The following is a 17,893-nucleotide window of genomic DNA, read 5'->3' as shown; positions in this document are numbered from 1 at the left end:
ATGCATGAAAACGAATGAAAATGATCGAAACAATCTGATCTATCCGTCGCCATATCTGAGTTTTTCCCTTTTTGACGGAATTCGATGCTATTTACACAAAAATCGTTTTGTGTACAAACGTCGCAGCGCTTATAATTTTGAATCAAATGTCCAATATTCCGCATGTCTTTAGGCTAACAAGGGAACGAATAGAAGGTATAAAAGGCATTCCAACCTAATGTATATGTATTACAGCGAAAATCATACATGTTTACGCTCCGAAATAGGGCTTTCAAAGGGCTTGGCTATTCCGTCAAGTGATATGGAAAAGCACTTCGGAGAAAGGCTCCACGTCGTGGGGTCATTTTCTTTTTGGCAGAGGTGGATGATACTCAAGTGAAAATGAATGTTCAATGGATGCGTCTATCGCCACCCCGAATTCTGGTCCTGGGGTTCGCGGGTATTATATTGCTCGGGACACTTCTGTTGATGCTCCCGACATCCAGTCGAAGCGGAGTCAGCCTTCCTTTTATTGACGCACTCTTCACTGCGACTTCTGCAGTCTGTGTAACGGGGCTGGTTGTGGTGGATACAGGTACTCATTTTTCGACGTTGGGTCAGATTATAATTGCAATCCTGATTCAAATTGGCGGTCTTGGCTTTATGACGATGTCGACACTGGTGGCGATTGCATTCAAACGGCGGATCTCTCTGCGTGAGCGGTTGATTTTGCAGGAAGCGATGAACCAGAGTACGATGGAGGGGATTGTCCGCCTTATTCGCAAAGTTGTGATCTACTCGCTCATATTGGAAGGCATATGTGGCACGTTGTTCGCCATTCGGTGGTCGTTTGATATGCCAATGGGGCAGGCCATCTATTATGGATATTGGCATGCCATCTCCATGTTTAACAATGCTGGGTTTGATATGTTCGGTGAATTCCGAAGTTTAACCGGGTATGTGTATGATCCGCTCGTGAATTTTACAGCCATGTTCCTGATTATTGCAGGCGGTATCGGTTTTGTCGTTCTATCTGATCTGGTGGAGTATCGGAGGACGAAGAAGCTTTCGCTGCATTCCAAAGTGGTATTGCTGACGACAGGTTTGTTAATCGTATTTGGCGCACTGGTTATTTTTGTTTTTGAATTCAGCAATCCCCGGACACTGGGTGGTTTGAACTGGGGTGGTAAAATTCTCGGTTCGTTCTTCCAGTCGGTTTCCCCAAGAACAGCAGGGGCGAATACGGTAGACATTGCTGGCCTGAGACAGGCAACGCAATTTTTCATCATTATATTAATGTTTATTGGTGCTTCCCCCGGTTCTACTGGAGGCGGCATTAAAACAACCACATTCATGATTATGGCCGGAGCTGTCTATGCCATGATGCGGGGACGGGAAGATATCGTCTTTTTCAGATATCGGCTCCTACAAGAACGCATTTTCAAAGCACTGACGATTACACTGCTTGCCCTGTTGCTCATTATTGCCGTTACGATGGTGCTTAGTACGACGGAAGACAGCAGTTTTTTGATGATATTATTTGAGACGACATCCGCCTTCGGTACCGTTGGTTTATCTATGGGGCTTACACTGAAGCTGACCACGATCGGCAAGCTTTTGATCTGTTTCACCATGTTTGCGGGACGTCTTGGACCAATTACGCTCGCGTATGCACTCGGACAGAAAAAGGGTAAAGAATTGTACAGGTATCCGGAAGGCAAAATGATTATTGGATAAGGGGTTCGTGAAGAACAATGAAAACACAGCAGTTTGCGGTAATTGGGCTAGGGCGCTTTGGCTCCAGTCTGGCACAGGAATTAATGGAGCTTGGTTATGAAGTGCTGGGTATCGATAAAAATGAAGAAGTCGTCGAAGACATGAGTGAATTGGTCACCCATGCCGTCGTCGCGGATTCAACTGATGAGGAAGTGCTGCGCTCCCTGGGCATCCGTAATTTTGACTGCTGTGTTGTTGCCATTGGGGCTGATATCCAGACCAGTATTCTCACTGCTATTTTACTGAAGGAACTCGGTGTGAAAACAGTTGTGGCCAAAGCCATTTCAGTCCTTCATGGACGGGCACTGGACAAGCTGGGGATCGATCGTGTCGTTTATCCTGAGCGTGATATGGGAATTCGGGTTGCCCATCAGCTCGTCACCCCGAATCTGCTGGATTATATCGAATTGTCCGATGATTACAGTATTGTGGAGATGAAAGTTCCTGCCTGTCTGCATAATAAAACGCTGTCCACTCTGAATGCTCGAGTACGCTTTGGTTGCAGCATTGTAGCTCTGCAAAAGGAAGCCGGGGTTATCATTGCCCCGACTGCACTGGACTCGCTTCAGATGGGTGATATCATGGTGATTATCGGCATGAATGATGACATTGACCGTTTTGAGGAAGAAGTGATCAGCCAAGAGAGCTAGAGCTGAGTCTATTAAATGAAAGCAGAGCGTTGAGCTCGGCTGATTAATATGAATGCTAAGGCGTCGTAGTCCTCCGTGAGGGCAGCGGCGCCTTTGCTGTAAAGAGAGCAGCCGTTTCCCTGACCCACTGTCTGGAGGTTTGGCTGAGGTCTTCCTTTTCCCCATAGATCATGCAGGTTGTGCGCCGGGTCTGTTGCAGTTGCGGCAGATATACCGAGACAAGATCATTGTCCGCAAGCAATTGAGGGCGGAGATACGACTTGGGCAACAGGGCTGCTGCTTTGCAGGTAGGCAGAAGACGGACAATCGCTTCAAAGGAATCAATCTCCATGCGAATATCAGGCATCACGGCGCAGCGCTGAAACAGGTCGTCGGTTAATTTTCGATACCAGGTTCCTTTGGAGAACGTAATCATCGGCAGATCTTGCAAATGTTCCATTCCGGCTTCTTTACCCGATAGGGGATGCGTTAAAGGCACAACCAGCTCCAGATGATCATCAAAAAGTGGCACACAGTTTAGCCCGGCTTCACTTATAGAAGAGGCAACGATACCTACATCAGCTTTTTTATCCCGCACAAAAGAGACAATTTCATGTGTTTTCCCCGTCACCAGCTTGATTTCCGCATTCGGATGTTTCTCCATAAAGGCATTTACCAGCGGTGGCAATGTGGTTTGAAGCGTTGTCAGACTGGCTCCAAGCGTAATGGAGCTTTGTTCTTCGTCCTTGTACTGGGCCAGCATGGTCAGAAATTTTTGTTGCTGCTGTTTCTGCTCTACCGCGAAAGTATAGGCGAACTGGCCTACGCTGGTTAATTCAAGTCGTTTACCACGGCGATGAAAGAGCGCTACGCCGAGCTCATCCTCCAATTTGGAGATTTTGCGAGACAGCGCGGGTTGTGACAGATTCAGCAATTTCGATGCACGGTTCAGACTGGACTGCTCTACAACCGCCGCAAAAGCGTTTAATTCCTCGAACATGAGCACTAACCTCTTTTCTAATGAACGTATGAACGTACTTTGCGTGAGGCATCTCCTTGTCAAATATTTCTCCATGTTGTATGGCCTGCACGACCGATGTTTATAACTTATACCTATAGGTTATAACATTTAATAATTATATTGCAATTCCCTTATAAGAAAAAAAGGAGTAACATGAATCGTGACACAAGTTGTTCACACCTGAAGAAAACGGAACAATTTGTCGAACCTTTCCTTGGGAAAGGTTTGTGTCATGATAAGCGAATTTTATTTATGAAAACGTTGTATTTAGCGAAAGGGGATCGACATTTTATGAAAGGGTTTTACTCCAGAAAGCTGCACTCCTTGCTTGGCGTCATTCCGCTCAGTCTGTTTTTCATTGAGCATATGGTGACGAACTTCTCGGCAGTTGAAGGCGGCAAAGAAGGCTTTAACGATGCAGTTGCATTTCTGAATGGCCTGCCGCTCGTAATTGTACTTGAAACGCTTCTCATCTGGTTGCCGCTGTTCTATCACGGTGTATATGGTTTGTACATTGCCTATCAGGCCAAGCCTAACGTGGGACGTTTTGGCAATGAGCGCAACTGGCGCTATACGTTGCAGCGCGTCAGCGGTGTCATTACGTTTGTGTTCGTCATCTGGCATATTTGGGAGACTCGTTTCCAGGTTGCGCTGGGGAATGTCACACACGAAGAGCTTGGCGGTGTCATACATGGCATCGTGATGAACCCGGTAACGTTTATTTTATATCTGATCAGTGTGGTTGCGGCATCCTATCACTTTGCCAACGGTTTGTGGTCGTTCCTGGTTAGCTGGGGAATTACCGTCGGTCCGCGTGCGCAGCGTGTATCTTCCTACATCTGCATGAGCTTGTTTGCTATCGTAGCCATCATGTTTATTGTATCGTTGCTTGCTTTCCGGAGCATGGATTTCCAGGTAGCCACTTCGATGATTGACGCAGTTAAGACAGTTCTGATTTAAGCATTTGGACTTTAAATGCTGACTTATAAGGGAGTGAACAGCAATGGCATCATCTAATGTAATTATTGTGGGCGGAGGTCTCGCGGGATTGATGGCGGCGATCAAATCGGCTGAAGCCGGAGTCCATGTTCATTTATTTTCACTGGTTCCCGTCAAAAGATCCCACTCCGTATGTGCCCAAGGCGGTATCAACGGTGCGGTAAATACCAAGGGTGAGGGCGACTCCCCATGGGTACACTTTGACGATACAGTATACGGCGGTGACTTTTTGGCGAATCAGCCTCCAGTCAAAGCGATGTGTGAAGCGGCACCAGGCATCATTCACCTGATGGACCGGATGGGCGTAATGTTCAACCGGACACCGGAAGGTTTGCTTGATTTCCGTCGTTTCGGCGGAACGAAGCATCACCGTACAGCGTTTGCCGGTGCAACGACAGGACAACAATTGCTCTACGCATTGGATGAGCAGGTGCGTCGCTGGGAAGCGGCCGGTCTCGTGACCAAGTATGAGAACTGGGAGTTCCTGCAGGCGGTTATTGATGACGAAGGCATCTGCCGCGGCATTGTAGCACAGGATCTGAAAACGATGAAGGTACAGACGTTCCCGGCTGAAGCAGTTATTCTGGCGAGCGGCGGCCCTGGCATTATTTTCGGTAAAACAACCAACTCGGTTATCAATACAGGTACTGCCGCAAGTGCGGTGTATCAGCAAGGTGTAAATTACGCGAACGGTGAGTTCATTCAGATTCACCCGACAGCCATTCCAGGCGATGACAAGCTGCGTCTGATGTCCGAATCGGCTCGTGGTGAAGGTGGACGGATCTGGACGTACAAGGACGGTAAGCCTTGGTACTTCCTCGAAGAAAAATATCCGTCATACGGTAACCTTGTTCCGCGTGATATCGCGACGCGTGAAATTTTCAGCGTCTGCGTGGATATGGGCCTAGGCGTGAACGGCGAGAACATGGTATATCTCGACTTGTCACACAAAGATCCGAAGGAGCTGGATGTGAAGCTCGGCGGAATCATTGAGATCTACGAGAAGTTCATGGGGGATGACCCACGTAAAATCCCAATGAAAATTTTCCCGGCAGTCCATTATTCCATGGGCGGCATGTGGGTAGATTATAACCAAATGACCAACATTCCAGGACTGTTCGCAGCTGGTGAATGTGAATACCAATATCATGGTGCGAACCGTCTGGGTGCAAATTCCCTGGTATCAGCAATCTACGGTGGTATGGTAGCTGGACCGAAAGCGGTTGAATATATCAAAGGACTCAAAAAATCGTCCGCAGATATCAGTTCTTCCGTATTCGAAGGTTATACTAAGCGCCAAACCGATAAATACGAAGGCATCCTAAACATGCAGGGCAATGAAAATGCCTATGTCATTCACAAAGAGCTTGGCGAGTGGATGACGGCGAATATGACGGTGGTACGTTACAACGATAAGCTGGAAGCAACCATCGGCAAAATCAAGGAATTGAAAGAGCGTTACGGCAAAATCAACATGTACGACACTTCCGGTTGGAACAACCCGGGTGCAGCATTTACCCGTCAGCTGTGGAACATGATTGAACTGGCAGAAGCGATGACGTTGGGCGCACTGCTGCGTAACGAAAGCCGTGGAGCGCATTACAAACCAGACTTCACCGAACGTAATGACGAGGAATTCCTGAAAACAACGATCGCAAGCTGGTCGAAGGAAGGTCCAAAAATTTCGTACGAGCCTGTAGACGTTTCCCTGATCCCACCACGGATCCGGGACTACTCGAAGGATTAAGTAAAGCGAAATTTCGGTCTATTCATAAAGTTAAAGACTTAGCATCTTAACGGAAAAGCACTAGACACATAGAGGCAAAGCGTACACGGAGCTTCTCAATGTTACTGCCACCAGAATGAATTATTGCTACTTTCAGTAAAGCGACTCTATAAGCACGACGTAGCGGAGGAAGCGGAAATGCCCAGAAGAAGCGAAGCGCTCGCCTTTATCACCGGATTTTAACCCTGGGATAACAGCGATCAGAAGGGCATTCCGCTGCCGGAGCGCCACCCTTGCACCAAAAGAGTAACTTTGCGCATCAGCAACACCAATCATCGTCACTCAAAGGAGGGGACAACGATATGACGGACACAGCTACAGCAAAAAAAACCGTCAAGTTTATCATCACCCGTCAGGACAACCCGGAGTCATCTTCGTACAACGAAGAGTTTGAGCTTCCGTACCGTCCCGGCATGAACGTTATTAGCGCCCTGATGGAGATCCAGCGGAACCCGGTTAATACAGAAGGCAAGTCCATTGCCCCGGTCTGCTGGGAATCGAACTGTCTCGAAGAAGTCTGTGGAGCATGCTCCATGGTCATCAACGGCAAGCCGCGTCAAGCGTGTGCAGCCCTGATCGACAAGCTCGAACAACCGGTTCGCATTGAACCGATGAAAACCTTCCCGGTGGTTCGTGACCTCGTCATCGACCGTACTCGGATGTTTAACGCTCTAAAACGGGTTAAAGCGTGGATTCCGATTGATGGTACCTATGACCTTGGTCCAGGTCCGCGGATGCCAGAGAAGAAACGTCAGTGGGCTTACGAGCTGTCCAAATGTATGACATGTGGTGTATGCCTCGAAGCGTGCCCGAACGTCAATGAGAAAACAGACTTTATCGGTCCGGCAGCTCTTTCTCAAGTACGTCTGTTCAATGCTCACCCAACAGGGGAGATGAACGCTGAAGACCGCTTGGAAGCACTTATGGAAGACGGAGGTATTGAGGGCTGTGGTAACTCGCAGAACTGCGTACGCTCTTGTCCAAAAGGTATTCCGTTGACTACCTCCATTGCCGAAATGAACAAACAAACAACCAAACACATGTTCAAACGCTGGTTGGGTGTGTAATCTAGTCATATTTAATGCAGAACTTCGGATCTGCACCATTAGAAGAAGTCGTGATCCTTGGCACATATAGCCTAAGATCCCGGCTTCTTTTTCTGTACTCGCAAAGGAACCGGGCTAGTCATGCAGAATATGGTATACTAAGGGGATGGATTTGTAGCGGAAGAAGGAGGGGGACGCATGGGAGAAACACCGCGTGAGGGCAGCAAGATCTCGCCGCCCCGGCGCTCACAGAATGGATCTGATTCGCAGGACTCCATTTTTCCCGGAGAGGAAAAGGATCATGATCCCTCCCGGCGCAGTTTTTTGCTGCGCATGATCTTAATGACGGCGAGTGCCAGTATACTCACAGGAGGATATGCCTGGTTATGGGAGCCTCGTCATCTGGAGATCAAGCACGTTGAATTGAAACTGCCCAAGATTCCAAAAGCATTCGAGGGATTGCGTGTGATTCAGTTCAGTGATGCTCATCTTGGATTCCATACGGGGCTGAAACAAATGGAGAAGCTGGCTGAAACGATACGGGAACAGCAGCCTGATCTGATTTGTTTTACCGGAGATATGGTTGAACGGGAAGCAGAACCGATGCGTGAATGTATTCCTGCACTGGCATCAATGCAAGCGAAGTATGGCAAATATGCCGTATTGGGGAACCATGATTATCGAGGCCAGCAGCAGCATGAAGTGGAGCTGATGTTTAAAGAGGCCGGGTTCACGTTGCTTCGAAACAGCCATGTTCTGATTGAACGAGGGGATTCACGTATTGCGATAGTAGGTCTGGATGACGCGCTTACGGGCAGACCTGATCCTGTTGTAGCAATCAAGGGGTTGAGTAGAGAGGTCTGGAAACTGCTGCTTATGCATGAGCCCGATTATGCAGACATTGCAGCACCTTACGGTTTCGGACTACAGCTCTCTGGACACAGTCATGGCGGGCAGGTGCGTTTTCCCTGGATTGGGGCACTGACTACACCGAGAGGGTCACTCAAGTATATTCAAGGGTTATATTACGCTGGGGATAAGCATATGCCAGTCTATGTGAACCGAGGCTTTGGCATGACCCAACTGCCGATTCGCTTTTTGTGCAGGCCGGAATTGACGGTTTTTGAACTAAAGGGTTAACAACATAAAGAATATAGAGCATAAAGGGAGGTTAGCCAGATGGAACGAATTGCGATTGTATCCGATATTCATGGCAACATGACTGCTTGGGAAGCGGTATTAAAAGATATTCGGAGTCGCGGATTGAAGCGAATCTTTTGTCTTGGCGACCTCGTTGGCAAGGGGCCTGATCCAGTACAGGTTGTTGATCTGGTGAGAGAGACATGTGAGCAAGTTATCCGTGGCAACTGGGATGAGTTGGTTGCGGTTAATCAGGACAATGAGAATTTTACTTGGCAAGCGAAGCGGCTGGGTAAGGAGCGATTGGCATATCTGGAGAGCTTGCCGTTTAGCCACCAATTAGAGCTGAGTGGTCGTACGATCCGTCTGGTGCACGCATCTCCCCAAAGTGTATATCACCGTGTACAGCCGTGGGATGAGATTGAGAAGAGGTTGGCCATGTTCGATCCTCCGGCAGATGAACCTGAGCTTGGTATGGCGGATGTCGTGGGATATGGGGATGTGCATAATGCATACTTGCAATTTATGAATGGAAAAATGTTGTTCAATGCAGGCAGCGTGGGTAACCCGCTTGATTTTACCCAGGCTTCTTACTGTATTCTTGAAGGAGAGAACAGCAACGATCGGAACACCCCGTTCAACCTTCAATTTGTAAGGGTGCCTTATGATATTGAGCAGGAAGTAGAGATTGCTCAGCAGGCTCAGGTGCCTTCGCTTGATTTTTATATCCGAGAGCTTCGTACAGGCGTTTATCGCGGGCTGCAAACGGATTAGTTATGTCAGGAATAAACCGCTGTAATGAATTGGCATACTAATGTTCGGGCTACTGAGCGGGTATTGTGGAGTATAGTGATGTTATTGTTTATCCATGTATTTTATTTGCGCCGGATCATCCTCAGAGCATGCTTGTCTTACCGGACTAGAACCCGTTAGGCAAAAGGAGCGATTGTCATGCTGACCCGAAAAATGCTGGGCCAAGGATTGCCTGCTTTATGGACAGAGCGCCTTGTTCTTCGATCATTACGTCAGAGTGATTACAGCACGTTGTCGGAGCTGTTTTCCGACCCGCAGGTGATCCGTTATGTAAACAGGGGGAGTCAGCCCACGCCAATCCGGGCTCGGCGATTATTGAATCAGATCCGCAGCAGCAGTGCCAAGCTGGATTCATTGCATTACGGCATCTGCTGGAAAGGCAGCGAACAGATCATCGGCATCACTTCATTCCAGCATTGGAACGACCAGAATGGTACCGCACAGATCGGATATATTCTGAACAGGTCCTGCTGGGGTAAGGGAGTCGCGACTGAGGCAGTGCAGCGTTTGCTGGAATTCGGTTTTGCCGAGCTTAATTTGTGTAAAGTAGAAGCCCGCTGTTACGAGGCAAATGTATCATCCGAACGGGTTCTCTGTAAAAGCGGTATGATTTATGAACGGACCCTGCCCTCGTTTGTTTTGAATCATGAGGATGGTGAGACGCCGGAAACCCTGCTGGATGTTAAGGTGTATAGTCTCTATCGTGAACAGCATGTCCGTTCTCATTGGGAAAATCGCCTGCAAACGTTGGTATCCGACAAGCACGAGTAACATAGAATAGAGTATATTGCATAAATCCAAAGAGCGTATTTCAATCAGAAAAATATAGATCGAAATGTTTCTATTCGTCTATTTTTTTACTCGGAAGCGAGTTGGGTCGAATTATGCAAAATGCTGAATTAAATGAAACAGCTGAGGTTTGAAACGAACTTCAATTATTTGTTACACAAATGAAATATAGCTGCAATTGAACTCTAACAGACAGCGGGTAAACTTATCTCATGACCCCCTTTTTGATAATAGATAATGCTGTTGGGACCCGCGCTTAGCGGGTTCATTTTTTTTGTCTGTATAAGTTTAACTATGGAATTTCTACGCCAACACTCCGATGACAGAACTACTTTCTGTTATCGTGTAAATATTTAGTTGAACGTATATAACATCTTTTTTTATATTAGGATACAAAGAAAAACCCCCACAGCGTTTTTTTTATGCCGCCGTGAGGGCTATTGTGGTGCTCTATGTTTAAAACGGTACAACTTGCATTTGTTTCTGCTTGAAGTATACCCATTCGGTGAATCCAATCTCTTGCAGACGTGTACGAACGTCATCCAGTTCATCAGCAACACGCTGCGGTTTGTGGGCATCCGATCCGAAGGTCACTTTAACTCCGTAATGATGCGCACGCTCCAGAATGGCATCGGACGGGTACCAGCCCCCACTGAGCTTGGTTTTACCCGACGTATTAATTTCAATAGCCACGTTCGATTCTGCAATGACCTGCAACGTTTCATCGATGGCTTGATCCGCGATAATATCCGAGAAAGGTGGATAATTTCCTTTCATGGCATCAATATGTCCGAGAATCTGGAACATACCGCTTCGGGCTGATTGCCGAATCAATGCATAGTAACTCTCTTTCACTTCAACCTTACGTGCATCGCTTAATCCGTTCCAGCGGGTTTTGTTGAATATGCTGACATCTTCCGTATGATGAACTGAACCAATAATATAATCAAAAGGATATTGCCCCAGTGTATTGCGATACAAATCGGCATGGACAGGGAAATAGTCGGATTCAATGCCAAGCAGTACATCAATTTTGCCCGCGTATTCTTCCTTCAGAGCCAGTACTTCTTCCACGTAATGACGCAATTCCGACTTGCCCATCGCGATCCGGGGAAATGCCTGCTCCTCGTCACTGCCGAAGTAAGGTGTATGATCCGAGATACCGATAACCTGAAGTCCAGACTGGATACCTGCCTCAATATAGTCGCGAATATTGCCGTCTGCATGACCACAACGAAAATGATGGGTGTGAAGATCAAATTTCATATGGAAATCCTTCCTTTCTCATGGCTCATTTATCATTCTGAACTGATGAACTGGGTCTCCGGCATGCCTTTGAGATCGCTCAGGAATTGCTGCATGGCCGAATTCACATAACGACTTGATTTGTAAATGACTCCGACAGGGTGACTGACTTCCAGTTCACTCAGTGGAATCATGCGCAGTGTGCCTTGCCGCAACTCGTGGGCAACGGATTGTTTGGATATAACGGCTGCCCCGAGATTAATCTCAACCATCCGTTTTACTTCCTCGCTGCTCGACAACTCCATAACGATATTGGGCTCAATATTATGTTTTTTGAAAATACCTTCCGTAAAGCGGCGCCCCACTGTATCCGGAGATAGCAAGATCAGAGGTGTGCTGCGCAGGACATCCACCGCGGCATGCTTTTGCTTCGCCAGTGGATGGAAAGGAGATACCACAAGCTCGAAAGTATCATAATACAGCACAGACGTATTCAGGTTAGGATTACGCTCTGTAAGATAACCGATACCGATATCGACCATACCATTCTCGACCTGGGTATAGATCTGTGAGGAAGGCAGGGATTGGATACTGGTCTTGATGAGTGGAAATTGATCCTGAAAGTAGGATAAGACCCGTGGCAAAATCTGAATGGCAATGGATGTGGTTGTACCGAGTCTGATATGTCCCTGAGGGGTCTCATCGAGATCCATCAGCTTCTGTTTCAGCTCCCCCACGATGTCCAGCATACGTTCGGCATGTTGAAGAAATACCTGTCCGCGATCGGTGAGGGTGACCGGTTGGTTCCGATCGACAAGAACGGTTCTGAATTCATCCTCCAAGCTCTTGATCTGGGCCGAGACGGCGGGTTGAGTCAGATTTAGAAGTTCTCCGGCTTTGCGGAAACTCATCGTTTTCGAGATGGTAATCAGCGTCTCCAGTTGACTGATATTCATGTATGGCCTCCTTGCACGTAAAATGTCTTCTGTCTATCCATAGGTGGAATCCCGTAACTGGTCATTGTTCCGTTCCTTAAATTATAGGTGATTCAGGACAGCAGGGCAATGAAGGGAACATCATGGATTTGGGGAGGTCCATTAGAACGAGAAATTAATTTTATTTCAAGAAATTAAATTTTTAACATTTTAAGAAACAGTAAAAAAGTCCTAAATGCCTTTTGCCATGCCTCTCTATGGCAATTGTTCTTGCAACAGATGCGAAAAGCCTCGTTTTTTCGCTAGAATCAGCTATAAACATTTGCCCCGCGGATGACGATAAATTATAGTACACATGCCTTACCGAATTCTTGGTGAATTCTTGTACGTGATAAAGTATAATAAATTTATTGAATATGGGACTTTTGGTGTGTGACCAATAACCCAGTGTAAGGGGGACATTAGACAGTGAAAGCGGAAGTGATTAATCCTTTCCTGGAATCCGCACGGAACGTATTCGAACAGCTCATCCAGGTTTCGCCTTCCACCGGGAGTCTTGGCGTGAAAAATGTGGAGTACATTGCAGACCATGTCTGGATCGTGATCGGAATGACTGGACAACTGAGCGGAAACATCGTGTTTGGAATACAAGAGTCGGTAGCATTGAAAATCGTTTCTGCCATGATGGGCGGCTTTGTCATTACAGAAATGGACGAAATGAGTAAAAGTGCTATTTCTGAACTTGGCAATATGATTAGCGGCAATGCAAGTACCATCCTGTCCAATCAGGGTGTCGTTGTTGATATTACACCTCCACAAGTGATGAATTCTGAATACGTGAGTTCTTTTAGTGCAACGAAGGCATTGAGCATTCCTTTGCTGATGGACGGAATCGGTGAGATGGATATTCAAGTGATGATCTCGTAGAATAGAACCATACGCCTCTTGGGGCAATATGTGTTCAATACGGGAGGACATCGGGTATGTTGAAAGATCAGGTTGTTTTTATCACAGGTGCGTCGAGCGGAATTGGTGCGCTCTGTGCACAGATGCTGATAGAAGAAGGAGCCATCCCGATTCTGGCTGCCCGCTCGCGGGACAAGCTGGAAGAGATTGGTGCTTCGCTGAAAGGGCAACATGAACTACTCACGTTAGATGTAACGAATACTGAGCAAGTTCAGACAGCCGTGGATGCGATGTTGCAGAAATACGGACGAATCGATATTTTGCTGAATAACGCTGGTTACGGAAAATTTGCAGCGATGACGGATATGTCTGTGCAGGAATTCGATGAGATGATGGACGTTAATTACATGGGCATTGTTCGCTGCACCAAGGCAGTGCTGCCGCAGATGTTACAACGAGGCAGAGGACAAATCGTGAATGTAGCTTCCATGGCTGGCAAGATCGGAACTGCAAAATCCGCTTCATATACGGCAACCAAACATGCCGTACTTGGCTTCAGCAATGCCCTGCGCCAGGAACTTCGCAAGACCGGAGTCACGGTAACGACCATTAATCCCGGACCCATCGATACACCGTTCTTCCAACGGGCAGACCCCTCCGGTAACTATGTTAATAATGTACGCTGGATGATGCTGAAGCCGGAAGAGGTTGCGGGGCATATGATCCGGGCGATGAAGAAGCGCAAGGAAGAAGTGAATCTGCCCAGACTGGCTTCGGCTGGAGTGTGGCTGTATCAGCTATTTCCGCGTCTCGCTGACAGGCTGTCGCACGGAGTAATGAATCAGAAGTAAGATGCAACAATGGGCATCATATATCGGATAAAAGAAGGGCTCCGCCGAGGGGCTTTTCTTTTTTTTGTGTGCAAAGACATGTTTCATGAATAAGATTTGGTCCGCAGGCTTTTTTCGCATATAATGAAAGGTAATGTGATGACAGGCTTCGGTTTTATTAGTACAAGCAGGGCTAGAGCATCAAAACGAATAAATTTAAAGGATGGACATACATGACGAATCAAACATTTGCTTCAATTGGCGTAGAACAGGATCTTGAGGCTGTACTCGCCAGACATGGCATCAACGAACCTTCACCGGTACAGGCACAGACAATCCCGGTTATTTTGGAAGGTCGCGATGTGGTTTCGAAATCGCAGACGGGAACAGGCAAGACACTCGCCTATTTGCTGCCACTGTTGCAATCCATCAAAAGTGATATAAAAGGGACACAGAAGCTCATCATTGCTCCTACACAAGAGCTGGCGATGCAGATTGTCCGCGAAGCACAGCGCTATGGGGAAGAACGCAAAATTGGCGTTCTGGGGCTAATTGGCGGCGCTGCAGTAAAACGTCAGATCGAGAAGCTGCGTGAACACCCGGAACTGGTTGTAGGAACGCCAGGACGTCTGAAGGAACTGATCACGCTGAAAAAGCTGAAAATGCACAATGTCTCCACGATTGTTATTGACGAGGCAGACCAGGTATTCCAGCTCGGCGGGGTAAGTGACGTGGACTTCGTATTGCGCAGTGCCCTGCGCGACCGTCAGCTTATTTTCTTGTCAGCAACGATTGATGAGCACACTGCTGGACTTGCGAAGCGGGAGATGAAAGAGCCGGTACAGATCGGAATTGAACCGGACCGGGCAACTGCGGCGGGACTTGAGCATTTTTATTTTGTAGAAGAAAACCGCAACAAAATTGATATGCTGCGCCGTCTGGTTAGACAGTATAACCCGGATCGTGCCATCGTCTTTGTGAATGCTACCGAGGATATTGGCGAGGTTGAAGCGAAAATGAATCATCTGGGCTTCTCGGCAGCTGCGCTGTATGGAGATGCTGACAAAGTGACCCGCAGCAACGTGTTATCCGCTTTCCGTAACGGGAAACTGCAACTGCTGATCGCGAGCGAGGTTGCAGCCAGAGGACTGGATATTGAAGGTTTGCCGATGGTCATTAACTATGATCCTGCATTTGATTCGGAACACTATGTTCACCGTGCAGGAAGAACAGGTCGTATGGGTCGCAGTGGTATCGTGTTGTCGATCGTGGACGAAACGCAAATTTTCATTATGCGCAAGTTTGCGCGGGAACTTGGAATCGAATTGCCGGAACGTGTATTGTTCGGGGGTAAAGTGCTGGAGGCTGATCCGCGTCCGGATACGCGGCCTGAAGGACATTCTTTCTCCAGAAAACCAGGGCAGTCCCGGGATCGTAAACCTGGTCAGGCCAGCCGCAATGGCGGCGCCAGAACTGCTGCTTCGAATCAACGTCCGGCGGGCGGCAAGCCAGCTGGCAATACAGGCAGAACAGAACGGGACCAGGATCGTAAGAACAAGGGCGCTCCTAAATGGAGTAAAGGTAAAGAGCCACGCTCTGAAGAATAAAACCTGACGAAAGAGGTGCAGGGATAGATGGAAAACGTTCAACCACCCGTATTGAAAATCAACGGGCTAAGCGGAGGATATAGTGCCAAACGGCCCGTCCTCCACGGCATCGATCTTGAAGTTGGACGCGGAGAAATGGTCGGACTGATCGGATTAAACGGTGCTGGCAAAAGTACTACGATGAAGCATATTTTAGGATTGATGACTCCTCAACAGGGAGAAGTGCGGGTCATGGGCAAGAAGCGGGACGAAGATCCACAGGTATATCAATCCGCCATGGCCTTTGTACCGGAATCTCCTGAGCTGTACGACGAGATGACAGTCATGGAGCATCTGGAGTTTACGGCCAGAGCATATGGCGTTTCTGAGGCTGATTTCAAAAAGCGTACGGAGAAACTGCTCGACTTGTTCCGCATGAATGAGAAAAGTACCAGTCTGTCGACCCACCTGTCCAAAGGTATGCGGCAAAAGGTCATGATCATGTGTGCTTTTGTGGCGGGTCCGCCACTCTATATCATTGATGAGCCTTTCCTGGGACTTGACCCCCTCGGAATCCGCTCTTTGCTTGATTTTATGCTTGAAATGAAGGCTTCGGGATCATCCATTTTGTTGAGTTCACACATTCTGTCCACCATTGAAAATTACTGTGACCGTTTTATTGTCCTGCATCGAGGACAGGTCATTGCTCAAGGGACGCTGAATGAGCTGCGTACTCAATTCGGGGAATCGGATGCCACGTTGGAGCATATGTTCTATTCCCTTGTACAAGGCAGGGATTAAGCATGGATCTCAAGCAGTTATGGAAGCAAAGACGCACGGGATTCTGGAATGGAATTCTTCCTTATCTGGGTTATGTCATTCAGAGCGGCGTAGCCATGGTGTTCTTATTTCTCGTCATTGCGTTCTCCGCCTGGTATACATCGTTTGTACAGCACATTCCGGCGGGATTTCCGATTCGCTGGATTACGTTGCTGTTGTTGGCGCCACTGGTGCTGTTTAGCAGCTATCGTACATATCTACATCCGGCAGACATCGTATTTTTACGTCCGCAGGAATATCGGATGCACGAATATCTGAAAAACAGCTTTGCTCGTGGCATTATCTATAAAACCTTGGGTATGCTGCTCGTATTTGTAACGTTGTGGCCGCTCTATGTTCGAGCAGATCAGGATGCAAGGCCATTTGGCTGGTTTATCCTGCTTCTTCTGTTGTGGAAAGGGTTATCGAGCTATGGGGCTTGGCAAGAACTACGCATGGTGCAAATCGGTGCCGCTAGAGGATATCGTTTGCTCCGATGGGCTTTGGCTATACTGGCGATTGCCGCCTGGTTGTGGCAGCCTCCACAGCGCAGTATCTGGTTCCTGCTGCTGCTGGCCGTCGTTTATATCGTTGCTCTGCGTATCCCTCTGAAACATCGGGTTTCATGGGACCGTCTCATTCAGGTGGAGCAGGGCCAGGCTGGACGAGTGATGCGCACGCTGGGATGGTTCGTAGATGTGCCTTCATCAGGCCAAAAAGTAAGTTCTCGCCGCTGGCTCAGCAAATGGGGGAGTGGCCTCCCGTGGAACGCAGGGAAAGCCTATCGCTATCTGATCACCAAAACGTTCATCCGAACTGAAGTGTTCTCTATCGTTGTGCGCTTGGTTGTACTGGGCATGCTGCTGTCCTGGTGGACGGCAGGCAGTTATTTCGGGATTTGTGTATACCTGTTCTTCCTGCTGCTTGTGGGTGTGCAACTGGGTGCACTGCGTCGCAGTCATGGTGAATCGTTCTGGATTATGATTTATCCCATCTCGGGAGAAAGTCGTCGTTCCCAGGTGCTGGGGTTCATCTCGAATCTGCATGCACTGACTGCCTTGCTCATGTGGCTGCCGATGCTGGTTGCGGGATGGAATGGACTGAGCATGATCGGAGCAGCACTGGTTCTTGGTGTGCTGGTCATCTACTTGATGCGACGTTCTCAGGGCAACAAGTGGTTGAAAGAAGAAGAGGATGAATGAACGATCGAGCGTCTGACTAGTTAACGTTCAATGGCAACGCCGACTAGGGACGCTTGCGTAACATAACAAAAGAAGGGTATTCCGAGCTGTATCCCGGAGTACCCTTCTTTGTGCTACAGTCAGCTTACCTTGTTCCGACTCCTGGTGAGGACGTATGAACTAACAGAGGAACGATTTTGTGATAATGACGAGCAAGATGAACAGAACGAGAATGGCACCTGTATTTGTAAATCCTCCTCCGTAACCGTAACCGCCGCATCCATAACCGCCTCTTGTTTCTTCAACTACTCCAGACATGGTCATTCCCCTTTCAAGTGGTGTTGGGCACGCCCTTGCGTACATCGTATATTATGTGCTTTGGGGATAGGCTGATTGGGCCGTTGCCCGGTAGA

At 48.0% G+C, this 17,893-nt stretch carries 17 protein-coding genes; 13 read left to right on the top strand and 4 right to left on the bottom strand.

All coding sequences use genetic code 11. From position 1 onward, the window contains the following. Window positions 1–381 precede the first annotated feature (381 nt). Complete coding sequence (locus A6049_RS18470; protein ID WP_063566174.1) at window positions 382–1,716, top strand: TrkH family potassium uptake protein; 1,335 nt, start codon at window positions 382–384, stop codon at window positions 1,714–1,716. 17 nt (window positions 1,717–1,733) lie between these two features. Further along, window positions 1,734–2,405, top strand: coding sequence for a potassium channel family protein (locus A6049_RS18465; protein WP_063566090.1), 672 nt, complete (start codon window positions 1,734–1,736; stop codon window positions 2,403–2,405). A gap of 55 nt (window positions 2,406–2,460) precedes the next feature. On the opposite strand, the gene A6049_RS18460 is transcribed toward A6049_RS18465, so the two are convergent. Beyond that, window positions 2,461–3,384, bottom strand: coding sequence for a LysR family transcriptional regulator (locus A6049_RS18460; RefSeq protein WP_063566089.1), 924 nt, complete (start codon window positions 3,382–3,384; stop codon window positions 2,461–2,463). Window positions 3,385–3,696: 312 nt separating this feature from the next. Between A6049_RS18460 and A6049_RS18455 the strand changes: the two genes are divergently transcribed. The 6 genes from A6049_RS18455 to A6049_RS18430 all read left to right on the top strand — a co-directional run bounded on the left by A6049_RS18455 (window position 3,697) and on the right by A6049_RS18430 (window position 9,960). Beyond that, entirely contained in the window at window positions 3,697–4,365 is a 669-nt protein-coding gene (locus tag A6049_RS18455; RefSeq protein ID WP_063566173.1) for a succinate dehydrogenase cytochrome b558 subunit, read from the top strand. A gap of 43 nt (window positions 4,366–4,408) precedes the next feature. After that, window positions 4,409–6,151: a succinate dehydrogenase flavoprotein subunit gene (gene sdhA / locus A6049_RS18450; RefSeq protein WP_063566088.1), complete on the top strand. Its 1,743-nt coding sequence runs from the start codon at window positions 4,409–4,411 to the stop codon at window positions 6,149–6,151. Window positions 6,152–6,492: 341 nt separating this feature from the next. Beyond that, window positions 6,493–7,257, top strand: a complete 765-nt coding sequence (sdhB, locus tag A6049_RS18445) for a succinate dehydrogenase iron-sulfur subunit (RefSeq protein WP_063566087.1) — start codon at window positions 6,493–6,495, stop codon at window positions 7,255–7,257. Window positions 7,258–7,434: 177 nt separating this feature from the next. Beyond that, window positions 7,435–8,376, top strand: a complete 942-nt coding sequence (locus A6049_RS18440; RefSeq protein ID WP_063566086.1) for a metallophosphoesterase — start codon at window positions 7,435–7,437, stop codon at window positions 8,374–8,376. 39 nt (window positions 8,377–8,415) lie between these two features. Then, window positions 8,416–9,150 (top strand): metallophosphoesterase family protein, encoded by a 735-nt coding sequence (locus A6049_RS18435; protein WP_063566085.1) that lies wholly within the window; start codon window positions 8,416–8,418, stop codon window positions 9,148–9,150. Between the two features lie 177 nt (window positions 9,151–9,327). Next, on the top strand, window positions 9,328–9,960 hold the full coding sequence (locus tag A6049_RS18430; protein WP_090810516.1) for a GNAT family N-acetyltransferase: 633 nt from the start codon (window positions 9,328–9,330) through the stop codon (window positions 9,958–9,960). A 474-nt stretch (window positions 9,961–10,434) separates the two neighbouring features. Here the strand turns inward: A6049_RS18430 and A6049_RS18425 are convergent, their stop codons facing one another. Further along, window positions 10,435–11,244, bottom strand: a complete 810-nt coding sequence (locus A6049_RS18425) for a histidinol-phosphatase (RefSeq protein WP_063566084.1) — start codon at window positions 11,242–11,244, stop codon at window positions 10,435–10,437. Window positions 11,245–11,276: 32 nt separating this feature from the next. Then, window positions 11,277–12,179 (bottom strand): LysR family transcriptional regulator, encoded by a 903-nt coding sequence (locus tag A6049_RS18420; RefSeq protein WP_063566083.1) that lies wholly within the window; start codon window positions 12,177–12,179, stop codon window positions 11,277–11,279. A 447-nt stretch (window positions 12,180–12,626) separates the two neighbouring features. Here A6049_RS18420 and A6049_RS18415 point away from each other — a divergent pair, with 447 nt between their 5' ends. The 5 genes from A6049_RS18415 to A6049_RS18395 all read left to right on the top strand — a co-directional run bounded on the left by A6049_RS18415 (window position 12,627) and on the right by A6049_RS18395 (window position 17,501). Beyond that, window positions 12,627–13,085, top strand: a complete 459-nt coding sequence (locus tag A6049_RS18415) for a chemotaxis protein CheX (protein WP_063566082.1) — start codon at window positions 12,627–12,629, stop codon at window positions 13,083–13,085. Window positions 13,086–13,141: 56 nt separating this feature from the next. Then, window positions 13,142–13,915: an SDR family NAD(P)-dependent oxidoreductase gene (locus tag A6049_RS18410; RefSeq protein ID WP_063566081.1), complete on the top strand. Its 774-nt coding sequence runs from the start codon at window positions 13,142–13,144 to the stop codon at window positions 13,913–13,915. 212 nt (window positions 13,916–14,127) lie between these two features. Then, the gene (locus A6049_RS18405; protein ID WP_063566080.1) at window positions 14,128–15,501 is read left to right on the top strand and encodes a DEAD/DEAH box helicase; all 1,374 of its coding nucleotides are present in this window, start codon (window positions 14,128–14,130) and stop codon (window positions 15,499–15,501) included. A 27-nt stretch (window positions 15,502–15,528) separates the two neighbouring features. Next, window positions 15,529–16,281, top strand: a complete 753-nt coding sequence (locus tag A6049_RS18400; protein WP_063566079.1) for an ABC transporter ATP-binding protein — start codon at window positions 15,529–15,531, stop codon at window positions 16,279–16,281. 2 nt (window positions 16,282–16,283) lie between these two features. Next, on the top strand, window positions 16,284–17,501 hold the full coding sequence (locus A6049_RS18395) for an ABC transporter permease (protein WP_063566078.1): 1,218 nt from the start codon (window positions 16,284–16,286) through the stop codon (window positions 17,499–17,501). Between the two features lie 159 nt (window positions 17,502–17,660). Here the strand turns inward: A6049_RS18395 and A6049_RS33625 are convergent, their stop codons facing one another. After that, window positions 17,661–17,798: a hypothetical protein gene (locus tag A6049_RS33625; protein WP_162842448.1), complete on the bottom strand. Its 138-nt coding sequence runs from the start codon at window positions 17,796–17,798 to the stop codon at window positions 17,661–17,663. Between the last annotated feature and the right edge of the window lie 95 nt (window positions 17,799–17,893).

The sequence above is a fragment of the Paenibacillus sp. O199 genome (assembly GCF_001636635.1).
GTDB lineage: Bacteria > Bacillota > Bacilli > Paenibacillales > Paenibacillaceae > Paenibacillus > Paenibacillus marchantiae.
The sequence above is the reverse complement of the archived record's forward strand: the minus strand, read 5'-3'. Positions and strand labels throughout refer to the sequence as shown.

Coding starts and splice junctions, on each gene's coding strand:
- A6049_RS33625 (WP_162842448.1), bottom strand. CDS start 17,798: ATGTCTGGAGTAGTTGAAGAAACAAGAGGCGGTTATGGATGCGGCGGT.
- A6049_RS18400 (WP_063566079.1), top strand. CDS start 15,529: ATGGAAAACGTTCAACCACCCGTATTGAAAATCAACGGGCTAAGCGGA.
- sdhA (WP_063566088.1), top strand. CDS start 4,409: ATGGCATCATCTAATGTAATTATTGTGGGCGGAGGTCTCGCGGGATTG.
- A6049_RS18420 (WP_063566083.1), bottom strand. CDS start 12,179: ATGAATATCAGTCAACTGGAGACGCTGATTACCATCTCGAAAACGATG.
- A6049_RS18395 (WP_063566078.1), top strand. CDS start 16,284: ATGGATCTCAAGCAGTTATGGAAGCAAAGACGCACGGGATTCTGGAAT.
- A6049_RS18465 (WP_063566090.1), top strand. CDS start 1,734: ATGAAAACACAGCAGTTTGCGGTAATTGGGCTAGGGCGCTTTGGCTCC.
- A6049_RS18440 (WP_063566086.1), top strand. CDS start 7,435: ATGGGAGAAACACCGCGTGAGGGCAGCAAGATCTCGCCGCCCCGGCGC.
- A6049_RS18410 (WP_063566081.1), top strand. CDS start 13,142: ATGTTGAAAGATCAGGTTGTTTTTATCACAGGTGCGTCGAGCGGAATT.
- A6049_RS18455 (WP_063566173.1), top strand. CDS start 3,697: ATGAAAGGGTTTTACTCCAGAAAGCTGCACTCCTTGCTTGGCGTCATT.
- sdhB (WP_063566087.1), top strand. CDS start 6,493: ATGACGGACACAGCTACAGCAAAAAAAACCGTCAAGTTTATCATCACC.
- A6049_RS18405 (WP_063566080.1), top strand. CDS start 14,128: ATGACGAATCAAACATTTGCTTCAATTGGCGTAGAACAGGATCTTGAG.
- A6049_RS18430 (WP_090810516.1), top strand. CDS start 9,328: ATGCTGACCCGAAAAATGCTGGGCCAAGGATTGCCTGCTTTATGGACA.
- A6049_RS18460 (WP_063566089.1), bottom strand. CDS start 3,384: ATGTTCGAGGAATTAAACGCTTTTGCGGCGGTTGTAGAGCAGTCCAGT.
- A6049_RS18435 (WP_063566085.1), top strand. CDS start 8,416: ATGGAACGAATTGCGATTGTATCCGATATTCATGGCAACATGACTGCT.
- A6049_RS18425 (WP_063566084.1), bottom strand. CDS start 11,244: ATGAAATTTGATCTTCACACCCATCATTTTCGTTGTGGTCATGCAGAC.
- A6049_RS18470 (WP_063566174.1), top strand. CDS start 382: ATGAATGTTCAATGGATGCGTCTATCGCCACCCCGAATTCTGGTCCTG.